This is a genomic window from Rhizobium sp. RAF36, assembly GCF_052114105.1.
Lineage (GTDB): Bacteria > Pseudomonadota > Alphaproteobacteria > Rhizobiales > Rhizobiaceae > Rhizobium.
In genome coordinates, this window is sequence record NZ_JBFREC010000002.1 from 1007827 (window position 1) to 1020646 (window position 12820).

13 protein-coding genes are annotated in these 12820 nt (G+C 63.7%); 7 read left to right on the plus strand and 6 right to left on the minus strand.

Features of this window, described 5'->3' with window-relative positions; genetic code table 11:
• The first annotated feature begins 130 nt into the window (after positions 1-130).
• The gene (locus tag AB4Z25_RS10895) at positions 131-988 is read left to right on the plus strand and encodes a glycosyltransferase family 2 protein (RefSeq protein ID WP_112537293.1); all 858 of its coding nucleotides are present in this window, start codon (positions 131-133) and stop codon (positions 986-988) included.
• 52 nt (positions 989-1040) lie between these two features.
• Here AB4Z25_RS10895 and AB4Z25_RS10900 read toward each other — a convergent pair whose 3' ends face one another.
• The 3 genes from AB4Z25_RS10900 to AB4Z25_RS10910 all read right to left on the minus strand — a co-directional run bounded on the left by AB4Z25_RS10900 (position 1041) and on the right by AB4Z25_RS10910 (position 3147).
• Complete coding sequence (locus AB4Z25_RS10900; RefSeq protein WP_112537365.1) at positions 1041-1592, minus strand: redoxin family protein; 552 nt, start codon at positions 1590-1592, stop codon at positions 1041-1043.
• Between the two features lie 151 nt (positions 1593-1743).
• Positions 1744-2460, minus strand: a complete 717-nt coding sequence (locus AB4Z25_RS10905; protein ID WP_112537294.1) for a hypothetical protein — start codon at positions 2458-2460, stop codon at positions 1744-1746.
• 42 nt (positions 2461-2502) lie between these two features.
• Positions 2503-3147, minus strand: a complete 645-nt coding sequence (locus AB4Z25_RS10910) for a MarR family transcriptional regulator (RefSeq protein ID WP_112537295.1) — start codon at positions 3145-3147, stop codon at positions 2503-2505.
• Between the two features lie 115 nt (positions 3148-3262).
• Here AB4Z25_RS10910 and dmeR point away from each other — a divergent pair, with 115 nt between their 5' ends.
• The 3 genes from dmeR to bla all read left to right on the plus strand — a co-directional run bounded on the left by dmeR (position 3263) and on the right by bla (position 5469).
• On the plus strand, positions 3263-3535 hold the full coding sequence (gene dmeR / locus AB4Z25_RS10915) for a Ni(II)/Co(II)-sensing transcriptional repressor DmeR (protein ID WP_112537296.1): 273 nt from the start codon (positions 3263-3265) through the stop codon (positions 3533-3535).
• Positions 3536-3553: 18 nt separating this feature from the next.
• Positions 3554-4504 (plus strand): CDF family Co(II)/Ni(II) efflux transporter DmeF, encoded by a 951-nt coding sequence (dmeF, locus tag AB4Z25_RS10920; protein WP_112537297.1) that lies wholly within the window; start codon positions 3554-3556, stop codon positions 4502-4504.
• A gap of 77 nt (positions 4505-4581) precedes the next feature.
• The gene (bla, locus tag AB4Z25_RS10925) at positions 4582-5469 is read left to right on the plus strand and encodes a class A beta-lactamase (RefSeq protein WP_442207982.1); all 888 of its coding nucleotides are present in this window, start codon (positions 4582-4584) and stop codon (positions 5467-5469) included.
• A 92-nt stretch (positions 5470-5561) separates the two neighbouring features.
• Here bla and AB4Z25_RS10930 read toward each other — a convergent pair whose 3' ends face one another.
• Positions 5562-6059 carry a hypothetical protein gene (locus AB4Z25_RS10930; protein ID WP_112537299.1) on the minus strand — a complete coding sequence of 166 codons (498 nt, stop codon included), beginning with the start codon at positions 6057-6059 and terminating at the stop codon, positions 5562-5564.
• A 148-nt stretch (positions 6060-6207) separates the two neighbouring features.
• Positions 6208-8547 carry a glucose/quinate/shikimate family membrane-bound PQQ-dependent dehydrogenase gene (locus AB4Z25_RS10935; RefSeq protein ID WP_112537300.1) on the minus strand — a complete coding sequence of 780 codons (2340 nt, stop codon included), beginning with the start codon at positions 8545-8547 and terminating at the stop codon, positions 6208-6210.
• 280 nt (positions 8548-8827) lie between these two features.
• On the opposite strand from AB4Z25_RS10935, the gene AB4Z25_RS10940 reads away from it, so the two are divergent.
• From AB4Z25_RS10940 to AB4Z25_RS10950, 3 genes are all read left to right on the plus strand, one after another.
• Positions 8828-9229, plus strand: a complete 402-nt coding sequence (locus tag AB4Z25_RS10940; protein ID WP_112537301.1) for a hypothetical protein — start codon at positions 8828-8830, stop codon at positions 9227-9229.
• An 80-nt stretch (positions 9230-9309) separates the two neighbouring features.
• Positions 9310-10683 carry a PepSY-associated TM helix domain-containing protein gene (locus AB4Z25_RS10945; RefSeq protein ID WP_112537302.1) on the plus strand — a complete coding sequence of 458 codons (1374 nt, stop codon included), beginning with the start codon at positions 9310-9312 and terminating at the stop codon, positions 10681-10683.
• A gap of 11 nt (positions 10684-10694) precedes the next feature.
• The gene (locus AB4Z25_RS10950) at positions 10695-11213 is read left to right on the plus strand and encodes a copper uptake system-associated protein (RefSeq protein ID WP_442207983.1); all 519 of its coding nucleotides are present in this window, start codon (positions 10695-10697) and stop codon (positions 11211-11213) included.
• Positions 11214-11305: 92 nt separating this feature from the next.
• Here the strand turns inward: AB4Z25_RS10950 and AB4Z25_RS10955 are convergent, their stop codons facing one another.
• The gene (locus AB4Z25_RS10955; protein WP_112537303.1) at positions 11306-12811 is read right to left on the minus strand and encodes a protein adenylyltransferase SelO; all 1506 of its coding nucleotides are present in this window, start codon (positions 12809-12811) and stop codon (positions 11306-11308) included.
• Positions 12812-12820: the final 9 nt, after the last annotated feature.

Sequence of the window (12820 nt, forward strand, 5' to 3'; positions counted from 1 at the left end):
CGAATCGGCTAGTGTCGAAGCTGTAGGCCATGCAGCGCCGGGTTTTTGCGGTTCGCATGCAGGTTCAAAGTGAAATTCATCATGGCTGCCGAAATCCGGTTTCGGCCTTAATTTGAGAGCGAAGTCATTCATGAAATTTGTTGCGCTTATCGGACTGATAGACGAGGCCGACTGCATCGGCACTTGCATCGACTATCACCTTGCGATCGGCTTCGACCATATTGTCGTCACCGATATCGGATCGACGGACGGCAGTATCGAGATCGTCAAGGATCGCATCGCGGCCACCTCGCGCGTCTCCCTGTTGCACGCGGGCCTCGATCTCCGCAGCACCAACTGGCCCGGACGGATGCTGGAATTTGCCGTTACCGAGCTCAAGCCCGACTATGTGGCGCATATCGATCCCGATGAATTCTGGATTCCCTATGGTGGAACGCTGGCGTCGCTGCGCGATCCCGGCCAGGCCGATGTGATGAGTGTACGGCGTTACAATGCCGTCCAGAATGTCGACGAGGTCGTCAACGGCCGCCAGCTCGATCCGGCGCGGTTCCGCGAGCAGATCGTCTATGTCGAACGCGCGCCTGTCGATGCCAACAGCCCGATCGGCACGCCGATCTATTCCGGCGCTATCGGTCCCAAGGTCATGCACCGGGGTGTCGGCGCGCAGCTTTCACTCGGCCATCACTCCGTTGCCAGCCCGCAGCTGAAGACGCAGGTTGTTCCGGAAGATCTTCTGATCCTTCATTTTCCGATCTCGAGCTATGCCAAGTTCGAGCAGAAATACCGGAATGCGGCCGCGACGCTTGCGGCAAATCCGCAAATGCACCCGACCGCCGCCTGGCATTGGCGCCGCCTGGCCAAGGCGATCGAGCAAGGCACGCTCGACGAAGAATATCGCCACCAGCTCTTCAACACGGAGCAGATCGAACGCCTTTCGACTTTGGGCCGGGTCGGTCCTCTGGAAGGCGTGTTCGCCCGTCGCGCATAGCTGACGCTCTGCACTGGCGGCGGCCTGTCATCCGGGCCGCCACCTGTGATCATCACAGGTCAGGCAATGCACAACGCCCGCCCGCACAGCCGTCCTCTGCGTCTGCAGGCAACGTCGCCGTGACCGGAATGGGTGCCGCCAGCGCCATGGCGATCCGGGCGCCGACAGCCATGTCGTCTTCGACGCCGAAGGCGTGATGCAGGATGGTGCCGTCGCGGCTGATGAGCACGGAGGAGGGCGTGCCGCGCAATCCGTAGCGGCGCATCGTCACCGGAATGTCCGATTGGCCATCCGCCAGGTCGACGCCGATCGGCGAGGTCAGGCGGTACTCGTGGATGAAGGCCTTCAGCGTCACCGGGGTCATCGCCTCGTGATGCTCGAAGGCCGTGTGCAGGCCGATAACCTGCAGGTCGGTATGGCTGAAGAGCCGTTCGATCCGGCGCACCTGTGGCAGGCTTTCGGCAACGCAGCCCGGGCAGAGCAGCTGGAAGCTGTGGAGATAGATAACCCGTCCGCGCAAGCCCTCGAGGGTGAGCGGCGTTTCGGTGTTGAACCATTGGCTGACGGCGAGTTCTGGCGCCTTGATGGCGGTTTCGTTCGGCATTGCATTGATCCTTTCGTGAGCCGGCCGGCCCCGGCGCGGTTGCAAACGGCGCATGCAGGGGAGTAAGGCTGGGCGGCTTTCTCTTTTCCATTTGCCTGGAGAGAGGAACATGCCGGTCCGCCGATGGCAGTTGGCGGACCGGCGCCCCCGTTTATTTGGCGGGCATCACCTTGCCGGGAAGGCTGAGATTGCCCGAGGCGACCTTGAAGACATTGTCGACGCAGAGCAGCGGCGAATGCAGGTTGCCGTTGATCTTCAGTCCGGCCGTGACGCCGTCATAGGAGGCGCCCTTGATGCCGCCGATCAGCGGCAGCGGGATGGTGACGTCGACGGTATCGCCCTTGAGCGCAGTCGGGTAGTCCGGGCTGTCGATCAGAAGCGGCACGCCGGGCCAGGTGGCCGGCAGCTTCGGCTTGCTGCCTTCAGCAATGTCGCTGACCTTCAGCCCGCCGGCGCAGGCCTTGTCCTCGTTCAGCACCACCCAATGCGGATGCCAGACCGAGCGGTTCTGCTTGCCATAGGCGGCATCGTCGAAATCCGGATGGAAGGTGACGGCGAGCGCCACGATGCCCTTGTCCTTGTCGAAGCCGATATCGCCGCTGTTCAGCGATGTCGGCCAGACATAGGCATAGACGCCGGATCCTTCGAACTTGCCCGTTGCGGCGGGCTTTTCGCTGCCTGCCTCGCCGCGCACCCGGGTCGAGAACACGGCGCTATCGTTGGTGGTGGTGATCCGCGTCTCGATGATGTCGAACGCGGCCTTCACCTTGCCGTCGAGTTTTGCATCGACTGAGTGGGCGGTGGCGAAATTCGGCGCAAGCGCCAGCGCTCCGGCGATCAGCGCGCCGGTCAGTATAGGCCTGAACATGGTCGTTTCCTTTTCTGTTCCTGTTTGCCTGGAGAGGTCTGCCTATCCCTTTTGAAAGGCGTCCCAGGTGGCAGCCCGGGTTGCCGGATCGGCAGTTTCATGTTCGCGGCAATCGACGCGGAAATCGCGCTGACCGAAGGCCGCATTCACGAAGTCGCAATGATGCGGCTTGGCCGCGTCATCGTGCTGGTAGGGCCGGAAATAGCGGCAGGTGGCGCACATGCGCTGCACCGGTATCGCCTCGGCCTCCTGGAGATGCCGGATCATCTTGACGATCGACATCAGCAAATCTTCCTGTTCCTCAGCGGGCAGGGCGCGTGCCGCCGCCGTGGCCGATCCTTCGGCCGCACTCGCCTCGGCCAAGATCGCGCGTCCCGCGGCTGTCACCGCCACGGCGGCCGCGCGCTTGTCTCCGGCCGCTGCCGCCTTTTCGGCATAGCCCTTGCGCTCCAGCGCCGCGATCGAATCCGTCGCCGTCGGCTGCGAGACGCCGAGATGGACGGCGATCTCCTTGACCCGCACCGGCTGGTCGCGCCCGGCGAGGTAATCGAGGATCGCCAGCTGCGTCGGCTTCAGGCCGGTGGCTTCGGCGCGCGTCCAGTCGTCGCTGCGCATCGCCACGGCCAGGCGCGCAAGGCCTTCGCTGATGCGATGTGAGATCGGGGTCGGGTCCAGAGGCGTTTCCATGACGCTTATATATAGGAGTCCTATATAAATTCAAGATGCGCCTGCGTCAGCTTGGCTCTTTCGTGAAAGCTCACGTTATGATAGGGTACTCCCCTATATTAAATCGAGAATAGAGATGTCCCACACCCAGCACCAGAAAAAGAAGTTGATCGCCCGGATCAGCCGCCTGAAGGGCCAGCTCGATGCCGTCGAGCGGGCATTGGAGGCCGAGCGGCCCTGCGGCGATATCCTGCAGCTGCTGGCCTCGATCCGCGGCGCGCTGAACGGGCTGACCGGCGAGGTGCTGGACGATCACCTGCACGAACACGTCCTGCACGCCTCCGATGAAAAGGCGCGGGCGGAAGCTGTCGAAGAGATTTCGGAAGTGCTGCGGACCTATATCCGCTAGAGACCTGAGGACTGTGCAATGACTGCGAACACGCTTGAACATGATCACGTCTTTCTGGGCGCCGATCACGACCGCAACGAACGCCGAATCTGGCTGGTGATCGCGCTCACGGCCGTCATGATGGCCGTCGAGATCGGGGCGGGGACCTATTACGGCTCCATGGCGCTGGTCGCCGATGGCTGGCACATGTCCACCCATGCGAGCGCACTGCTGATCTCGGCCTGCGCCTATCTCTATGCCCGCAGGCAGGCCCATAATCCGCGCTTCACCTTCGGCACCGGCAAGCTCGGCGATCTCGCCGGTTTCGCCAGCGCCATCATCCTCGCCATCATTGCCCTGCTGATGGCCTGGGAAAGTTTTCTGCGTATCACCCATCCGGTGCCGATCAGCTTCTCGCAGGCGATCGGCGTTGCCGTTGCCGGTCTCGGCGTCAATCTCGTCAGCGCCTGGCTGCTGAGAGGCGAGGGGCATCATCATGGCGACGCGCACGACCACGGCCATCATCACGGCGATCACGCCCACCACGGTAACCACGGCGCCGACAACAACATGCGCGCCGCCTATATCCACGTCATCGCCGATGCGCTGACCTCGGTGCTTGCCATTGCCGCACTCGCGCTTGGCAGTGTCTATGGCTGGCTGTGGCTCGATCCGTTGATGGGCATCATCGGCGGCGTGATCATCGCGCAATGGTCCTTCGGCCTGATGAAATCCTCCGGCCGCGTGCTGCTCGATGCGATGGAGGAGAACGAGGATCTGCCCGGCGGCATTCGCCAGCTGATCGAAACCGGCGGCGACCGCATCACCGACCTGCATGTCTGGCAGGTCGGCCCCGGCCACCATGCGGCGATCGTCGCCCTCGTCAGCCCCGATCCGCAGTCGCCGGAAACCTACAAGGCGAAGCTTCAGGCGCTCGGCGAATTGTCGCATGTGACCGTCGAGGTCAGCCGAGCAAGGGTTGCCGCCTGATAACTTTATCGAGGCGGCGGGATCGCGCCACAATCGCTCCTTAATTCTGTCCTCCGGTGATTCTGCCGGAGGATTTCATGCCCATTACCCTGTCCCGCCGGAGCCTGCTCGTCAGCTCTGCGCTTCTCTATCCCTCGCTCATGCTGGCGCCGCCCGCGCTTGCCGATGACGATGATGTCGATCAGCAGCTGGCGGCATTGGAAAAGCGCACCGGCGGCCGTCTCGGCGTCTCGGTCATGGACACCGGCACCAATGTCAGCTTCTCCAATCGCGAGACGGAACGCTTCCCGCTGCTCAGCACCTTCAAGGTTCTGGCCGCGGGCATGGTGCTCGCCCGGGTTGACGGCGGCGACGAAAACCTGGAGCGCCGCGTCACCTACGATCAGGAAAAGATCGTCACCTATTCGCCCGAGACGGAAAAGCATGTCGGCGCCGAAGGCATGACGGTCGGCGAGCTCTGCAAGGCGGCGATCACGCTCAGCGACAACACCGCTGGCAACCTGCTGCTCGACAGTCTCGGCGGTCCCGAGGCGCTCACCAAATGGCTGCGCTCGATCGGCGACACGTCGAGCCGTCTGGACCGCATCGAGACCGAGCTCAACGAAGCGAAGAAGGATGATCCGCGCGACACGACGACGCCGGATGCGATGCTCGATACGCTGGGCAACCTGGCGCTTGGCACGGTTCTGTCGGAGCCCTCGCGCCAACAGCTGATCGACTGGATGACCGCCAATACCACCGGTGCTGCCCGCCTGCGCGCCGGCCTGCCGGAAGAGTGGAAAGTGGGCGACAAGACCGGCACAGGCAGCAACGGCTCCGCCGCCGATATTGCCATCATCTGGCCCGAGGAAAGCGCCTCGCCAATCCTCGTCGCTGTCTATGTCGCCGAGGCGAACGCTCCGGTCTCCGAACTCAACGATGTCTTTGCCGAGGTGGCCAAGCTCGCCGCCGGCATGCTGCAGTAGTAAAATAATCAAATCCCATCAAAGAGATCGGGTGAAGACGTGAATCGCCGCCCGATCTCTTTGAATCAGAATCTGAAGTCTGAAAGCGGCGCTTACTTGGTCTCGGAACCGCTCTCGGAGGCGCCCTGCGGCACGTCGGCCACCGCCGTCTTGCCATCGTCGTCGATGCCCGTCAGCTGCTGCTTGATCGCATCGGCGATCTGCTTTTCGATCGCCGCCCGCGCATCCGGATCCATCCCCTTGAGGCTGTCCTCGCTGAGGCCCATCTGGTCGAGAATGCTCTTGCGGATCTTCTCCGCCGGCGTCATGTCGGCGTAATCGTGAAATTCCTTAAGCAGCGCATCGTGTTTCTGCTTGGCCTCGATATCGGCCTGGCTCTCTTCCTTGATCGTCGTATCCGGCGCGCTTTGCATCGACCACATGACGCTGGAGATCGACGGCGCCGTATAACTCGGCGCCATCCCGCCACCGGTCTCCCGCCCGCTGCTTTCCACCTGCAGCGGCGCACCCTGCTGCTGCTGCTTGGCGCGCTGGTCGCTGGAAAGATTATAGGGATTGAAAAGGCTTAGAACACTGCCACCGATTTCCATGAAAAGGACTCCCTTGAATATTGCGGGAACCATCGATGCCGAAGCCTGCGCGAAGCTGGATCTGCTTATTTAAGGTTGTGCTGAAGGAGTAGGGATGCTGAAGAATATGTAACGAGGGGCACCAAAGAGTGCCCCCTCGTTCCGTCTGTTACGGCAACGTATACCCAATCACATAATCCCCGGGCTTTGTTCCCACCGAGCCATGCCCGCCGGCAACCATCACCACATACTGCTTGTTGTCAGACGTGGTGTAGGTCATCGGCGTTGCCTGGCCACCGGCGGGCAGGCGAGCCTGCCAGAGCTGCGCGCCGCTGGTGACGTCATAGGCGCGCAGATAGTTATCGACAGCGGCACCGAGGAACGCCACGCCGCCTTTCGTCATCATCGGCCCGCCGATACCGGGAACGCCGAGCTTGAAGGGCAGTGGCAGCGGCGTCATGTCGTGGACGGTGCCGTTCTTGTGCATGTAGGCGATCTTGCCGGTGCGCAGGTCGACGCCGGCGACATAGCCCCATGGCGGCGCTTGGCAGGGAATGCCGAGCGGTCCCAGGAACGGACCCATGAACACGCCGTAGGGCGCGCCGTCGTTGCGGTTCAGGCCCTGCTCGCTGCCCTTTTCGTCCTGCCCCTTCGGCGGGATGTCGGCAGCTGGGACGAGCCTGGAGGTGAAGGCCAGATAGGTCGGCATGCCGAACAGGATCTGCCGTTCCGGATCGACCGCGACCGAGCCCCAGTTGAACGTGCCGAAATTGCCGGGATAGACGATCGTGCCTTGCAGCGACGGTGGCGTGTAGCGGCCCTCGTATTTGTAGCGGTGGAACTCGATGCGGCAGGCGAGCTGATCGAACAGCGAGACGCCCCACATGTTCTTTTCCTGCAGCGGATCGGGCGAGAAGGTCAGGTCCGAGATCGGCTGCGTCGGCGCCGTCTTGTCCTCCGGGATCGCGCCGCCCGGTGCCGGAATCTCCTTGAAGGGGATGATCGCCTCGCCGGTGCGCCGGTCGAGCACGTAGAGATCGCCCTGCTTGGTCGGCGCCACCAGCGCCGGCACGACGGAGCCATCGGGCTTCGTCATGTCGAACAGCACCGGCTGGGCCGGGACGTCCATGTCCCAGAGGTCGTGATGGACGAACTGCTGCACCCATTTCAGCTGCCCGCTATTGATGTCGAGCGCCACCACCGAGGAGGAGAATTTCTCGACATTGGCACTTCTGCCCATACCGAGCTGGTCGGGCACCTGGTTGCCGAGCGGGATGTAGACCATGCCGAGGCCCTCATCGACCGAGAGCACCGACCAGCTGTTCGGCGAATTCGTCGTATAGGTCTGCCCCTCGGGCAGCGGCGTGGTGACGTCAGGATTGCCGGAATCCCAGTTCCAGAGCAGGGCGCCGGTATTGATGTCGAAGGCGCGGATGACGCCCGACTGTTCCTGCGTCGAGTAATTGTCGTTGACCGCCCCGCCGATGATCAGCTTGCTGCCGACCGCAACCGGCGGCGATGTCGAGTAGTAATAGCCGGCCGGATTGTACTTCATGCCGGTTTCCAGATGCAGCGTGCCCTTGTCGGCAAAGCTCTCGCAGACCTTGCCGTCGGCGGCATCGAGCGCGATCAGCCGGGCATCGGAGGTCGGCAGGTAGACGCGGTCGACGCAGGGCTGACCGGCAGCGACGGCCGTGTCGTGGTAATAGGTGACGCCGCGGCAGGTCTGGTGCTGGCGGTCGGGGTTCATGCCGGAATTGGCGTCGAACTTCCATTTCTCCTTGCCGGTCTTGGCATCGAGCGCGATCGCCCAGTTATGGGGCGTGCAGAGATAGAGCGTGTCGCCCACTTTCAGCGGCGTCACCTGATAGGTGGTCTCGCCGACATCGTCAGGCCGCTTCACGTCGCCGGTCTGGTAGCGCCAGACCTCCTTCAGGTCCTTGACGTTGGTGGCATTGATCTGGTCGAGCGGCGAATAGCGCTGGCCGAAGGGCGTGCGCCCATATTGATGCCACTCGCCATCAGGCACATCGCCGCCGAAGGGCGGAGCGGCTGCCACGACATCTTTCGGCAGGTCGCCCGAGAGATCGTGCGGATCGGTGGTCATCGAGTAACCGGCGACCAGGATAGCGATGATGACGGGCACGCCGAGCGGCCAGGGATTGGTGCTGTAGATGGCGCCGGTCGGGCTCTTGAAGCCGAGCGGACGGCGGATCCAGGGCGTCAGCAGCCAGAGACCGAGCAGAATGATCAGCCCGCCGCGCGGCCCGAGCTGCCACCAGTCGAAGCCGACCTCCCAGACCGCCCAGATCAGCGCCGCAACGACGAGCGCCGCATAGACCCAGAGGGCGACGGCCTTGCGCATCAGGAGCAGCACGGCGGTGATAATGAACATCAACCCGGCGAACAGATAGAAGATGCTGCCGCCGAGGATGACGAGCCAGAGCCCGCCGCCGCCGAGCGCGAGGCCAATGAGAAGAAAGAGGATGGAGGTTATGGCAATCGCCATGAAATAGTCTCCCGCTGAAAGCCGCGTCCGGGGGGGCGGAGCGCGGGCAGGTTCCCGAGGGGGCTCGGGTCGAATGAGAAAGCGCTTGCGGCCCGCTCCCAGGGGCGCCGCCACAAGCATTCTCAAGCACATAGAGCGAGGCGCCTGCCTTTCAACCGCCACAATTGCCGCAGTCTGCGCAGGGCAGCCATGCGCTGAGCGGGCTTCACCCCGCGACAATGTCGCATTGCGATTTCCAGCAAGCGCCGCTATCAGAACCGGGCCTGAGGGCAGGGGTCACATGAAATATCTTGGCAGCAGATTCGAGCAGTGGGCGGTGCGCATTCTATGCGCCATCGCGCTCGTGTCCGTCGGCTTTGCCCATCAGGTGCCCGCCGCCGCGCCTTCCGGCCCTGCCGACTATTCCGCCTATGCGCTGCCAGATGGGACGCTGCCGACGCTCTGCGTCACGGTTACCGATGAGACCGGCAAGAGCCAACATGGCGCCGATCACAATCACGGCTGCGACGCCTGCCGCATCAGCGCCACGGCGATGCTGTCGTCTCCGGCCGATCTGTCGGGTGCGCCGCTCGGCTATGCCGTTGCCGAAGCCACGCCGCTGCGCGCCGCCGTCTTCCACCGCGATCCGTTCCCGCCGAATACCGGGCCGAGAGCCCCGCCCGCAGATCCAGCGACTGCCTGAACCCGCGCCCGGTCACCCAGCCAGGCGTGCTTCGCTTTCGGCTGCGCCACTGACGCCAGCCTTGGATCTGGAACTGTCTCATGTCTTCAATCACCTCCACTGAGCCGGTGGAGAGCGCCGCATCAGGCGTCTCGCTCTATCGCGCCATCTGGCGCTGGCACTTCTTCGCCGGCCTGCTCGCCGTTCCCTTCATGCTCAATCTGGCGATCACCGGTTCGCTCTATCTGTTCAAGGACGAGATCAACGATACGGTCTTCGCCTATCGCTATGACGTGACGCCCGCGGGCCAGCCGCTTTCGCCGCAGGCGCTGAGCGATATTGCGGCCGCCTCCGTGCCCGGTTCGGTAGCAACCACTTATCGCGATCCGGCCACGCCCGAGCGTTCGGCCATCGTCACCGTCGCAGCAGACGATCAGTCGACACTGGTCTTCGTCAATCCCTATGACGGTAAGGTGCTGGACAAGGTCGGCACGACGGAAGAGTTCAACACCGTCGTCAAGCACATCCATAGCCTGGCCTATTTCGGCGGCGCCGCCAACCGGCTGGTCGAGATCGCCGGCGGCTTTGCCATGGTGCTCGTGCTGACCGGCATCTATCTCTGGTGGCCGCGCCGCCAGACGGGCGGGGTGGTCAGCGTCCGCGGCACGCCTTCGCGCCGGGTCTTCTGGCGCGACCTGCATGCGGTGACCGGCGCCTTCGCCGGGCTGTTGATCTTCTTTCTGGCGGCAACGGGCATGCCCTGGTCGGGCTATTGGGGCGCCAACGTCCAGTCCTTCCTCGGCAGCCACGGCATGGGCTATCCGGCCCAGCTCTGGGACGACGTCCCGAAATCGGCGAAAGTGACCGAGGATATCCTGCCGAAGGTCGGCTGGACGGTCGAGAAGGCGCCGGTGCCGCTGTCGGATATCGCTGCCGCCCAGTCAAAGCCGCCGATCGGTCTCGACCGCGCCGTCGAGATCGCCAGGGCCGCAGGCATGACGCCGGGCTTCGACATGGCGATCCCCTCGACCGAGGCAGGCGTCTATACCGCCGCGATCTTCCCCGACGATCTCTCCCGCGAGCGCACCCTCCATATCGACCAATATTCCGGCAAGCCGCTGGTCGATATCAGCTATGGCGCCTATCCCTTCCTCGGCAAGGCGATCGAATGGGGCATCAACGTCCATCAGGGGCAGGAGTGGGGCCGGTTCAACCAGTTTCTGATGCTCGCCACGTGTATCGCGATCATCCTCTCCTGCGTCACCGCCGTCATCATGTGGTGGAAGCGCCGCCCTGCCGGCCGCGTCGGCGTGCCGCCGCTGCCGCCGCAGCGCTCGGTCTATATCGGCCTTTGGGTCATCGCCGTGATCTTCGGCATCGCCTTCCCGCTGACCGGCCTCGCGATCCTTTCCATGATCGCCTTCGACCAGCTTGTCATCCGCTTCGTGCCGCCGCTCCGGCGCGCCTTTTCGTGAGGGAGATCATCATGAAGCCAGTCTTGATCCTGATCACCGCCGCTCTCTCCCTGTCCGCGCCGATGGCGTCTCACGCTGCGACGATGCAGATGCCCGACGGCACGACGATGGACATGCCGATGGATCAACCGCCATCCGGCGATCCGCAGCAGCTGATCTCCGATGTGCTCAGAACCATGTTCGAAACCCCCGACAAACCGCTCGCCATCGGCCCGGTTGCCGTCCATGGCACCTGGGCGATCGCCGGCTGGCAACAGGACGGCCGCGGCGGCCGCATCCTGCTGCAGAATGGCGAGCATGGCTGGCGTCCACTGCTGTGCAGCGGCGATGCGATTAAGGAGGCGGATGCGCTTGCGAAGGCCGGTGTTCCCGCCGATGTGGCAACGGCACTGGCGGCGGCTGTCAAGGATGCTGAGGCACATGCAGATCTGAAGACCCTGCAGGCCTTCGCCAGTTTCGAGGGCACGGTGACACTCGGTGCGGCCTCTGTGTCAGCCGCACATTCAGGTCACGAAGGTCACGGCAAGTAGCGTCGAAGGGTGCTCGACTTCCCTTCTCCCCTTGGGGAGAAGGTGCCCGAAGGGCGGATGAGGGGGCTCCAAGCCGCAGCCTTACCGGAAGACTACGTCCCGCAAAACGTCTGCAGCACCCGCTCTTCCAGCTTCGGCGGCGCCATATAGGCCGCAAATGCCGGCTGATCCTCATACGGCTTGGCCAGCACCTGAACCAGCGCCTCGAACAGCGAGAAATCCCCGTCATCCATCGCGGCATTGATCGCCTGCTCGATCCGGTGATTGCGCGGAATGAAGGCCGGGTTGACCGCAAGCATCGCAGCGCTGCGCTCCTCCGCCGTCTGCGGATCGCGTCTGAGCCGTTCGCGCCAGCTGACGAGCCAGCCCATCGCCTCACCGATGCCGTCGAATGTCGAGAGAAACTCGCCCTCGGCATCCTCGTCACCGGCAAGGTTCGAAAGCCGCCGGAAGGCCAGCGTGAAATCCGCCTGCCCGGCCTGCATCGCCGAAAGCAGAGCCTGGACCAGCGTCAGATCGCCGTCCTCCTCGGAAGCAAGCCCGATCTTCTTCCTCATACCATCAAGCCAATGCGCCTGGAACCGCGCGCCATAACCCTTGATCACGGTATTGGCGAGATTCACCGCCTTGTCCTGATCCTCGTCGAAAAGCGGGATCAACGTCTCGCCGAGCCGCGCCAGGTTCCACTGGCCGATGCCCGGCTGGTTGGCATAGGCATAGCGGCCCTGCTGGTCGATCGAGGAGAATACCGTGCCGGGATCATAGGCATCCATGAAGGCGCAGGGGCCGAAATCGATCGTCTCGCCCGAAACCGTCATGTTGTCGGTATTCATCACCCCATGAATGAAGGCGACATGCAGCCAGCGGGCAATCAGCGCCGCCTGCCGCTCGGCAATCGCTTCGAACAGCGCCAGATAGCGATTGTCCGCCCCGGTCACGTCGGGATAGTGCCGCTCGATCACATGGTCGGAAAGCGCCCTGACGCCATCGGTATCGCCGCGGGCGGCGAAGAACTGGAAGGTGCCGACGCGGATATGGCTCGCCGCCACGCGCGTAAACACGGCACCCGGCAGCACCCGCTCGCGATAGACGGGTTCCCCGGTCGAAACCGCCGCAAGCGCCCGCGTCGCCGGAATGCCGAGCGCATACATTGCCTCGCTGACGATATATTCGCGCAGCACCGGGCCGATCGCCGCCCGTCCATCGCCGCGGCGCGAAAACGGCGTCTGCCCCGCGCCCTTCAGCTGGATGTCGCGGCGCTTGCCGTCGCGGTCTACCACCTCGCCGAGCAGGATCGCCCGCCCATCGCCGAGCTGCGGGTTGAACTGGCCGAACTGATGCCCGGAATAGGCCATCGCCAGGGGATCGGCGCCATCAGGCACCAGATTGCCCGAAAAGATCGCCGCCCCATCCCGCCTCAAGACTTCGACATCAAGCCCGAGTTCCGCCGCCAGGGGCTCGTTGAGCTTGATCAGCCAGGGCTCGGCGGCCTGCGACGGCATCTGGCGCGCAAAGAAATGCGAAGGCAGCCGGGCATAGCTGTTGTCGAACGGAAACGCGGCGCCATCAGGCGCGGTCTTTGAAGGTGCGGAGCTCATGCTCAATAG

Bases quoted from the DNA above. Each gene is read 5' to 3' on its own strand.
- AB4Z25_RS10935 (WP_112537300.1), bottom strand. From the start codon at position 8,547: ATGGCGATTGCCATAACCTCCATCCTCTTTCTTCTCATTGGCCTCGCG.
- dmeR (WP_112537296.1), top strand. From the start codon at position 3,263: ATGTCCCACACCCAGCACCAGAAAAAGAAGTTGATCGCCCGGATCAGC.
- AB4Z25_RS10905 (WP_112537294.1), bottom strand. From the start codon at position 2,460: ATGTTCAGGCCTATACTGACCGGCGCGCTGATCGCCGGAGCGCTGGCG.
- AB4Z25_RS10895 (WP_112537293.1), top strand. From the start codon at position 131: ATGAAATTTGTTGCGCTTATCGGACTGATAGACGAGGCCGACTGCATC.
- AB4Z25_RS10900 (WP_112537365.1), bottom strand. From the start codon at position 1,592: ATGCCGAACGAAACCGCCATCAAGGCGCCAGAACTCGCCGTCAGCCAA.
- dmeF (WP_112537297.1), top strand. From the start codon at position 3,554: ATGACTGCGAACACGCTTGAACATGATCACGTCTTTCTGGGCGCCGAT.
- AB4Z25_RS10910 (WP_112537295.1), bottom strand. From the start codon at position 3,147: ATGGAAACGCCTCTGGACCCGACCCCGATCTCACATCGCATCAGCGAA.
- AB4Z25_RS10955 (WP_112537303.1), bottom strand. From the start codon at position 12,811: ATGAGCTCCGCACCTTCAAAGACCGCGCCTGATGGCGCCGCGTTTCCG.
- AB4Z25_RS10950 (WP_442207983.1), top strand. From the start codon at position 10,695: ATGAAGCCAGTCTTGATCCTGATCACCGCCGCTCTCTCCCTGTCCGCG.
- AB4Z25_RS10930 (WP_112537299.1), bottom strand. From the start codon at position 6,059: ATGGAAATCGGTGGCAGTGTTCTAAGCCTTTTCAATCCCTATAATCTT.
- AB4Z25_RS10945 (WP_112537302.1), top strand. From the start codon at position 9,310: ATGTCTTCAATCACCTCCACTGAGCCGGTGGAGAGCGCCGCATCAGGC.
- bla (WP_442207982.1), top strand. From the start codon at position 4,582: ATGCCCATTACCCTGTCCCGCCGGAGCCTGCTCGTCAGCTCTGCGCTT.
- AB4Z25_RS10940 (WP_112537301.1), top strand. From the start codon at position 8,828: ATGAAATATCTTGGCAGCAGATTCGAGCAGTGGGCGGTGCGCATTCTA.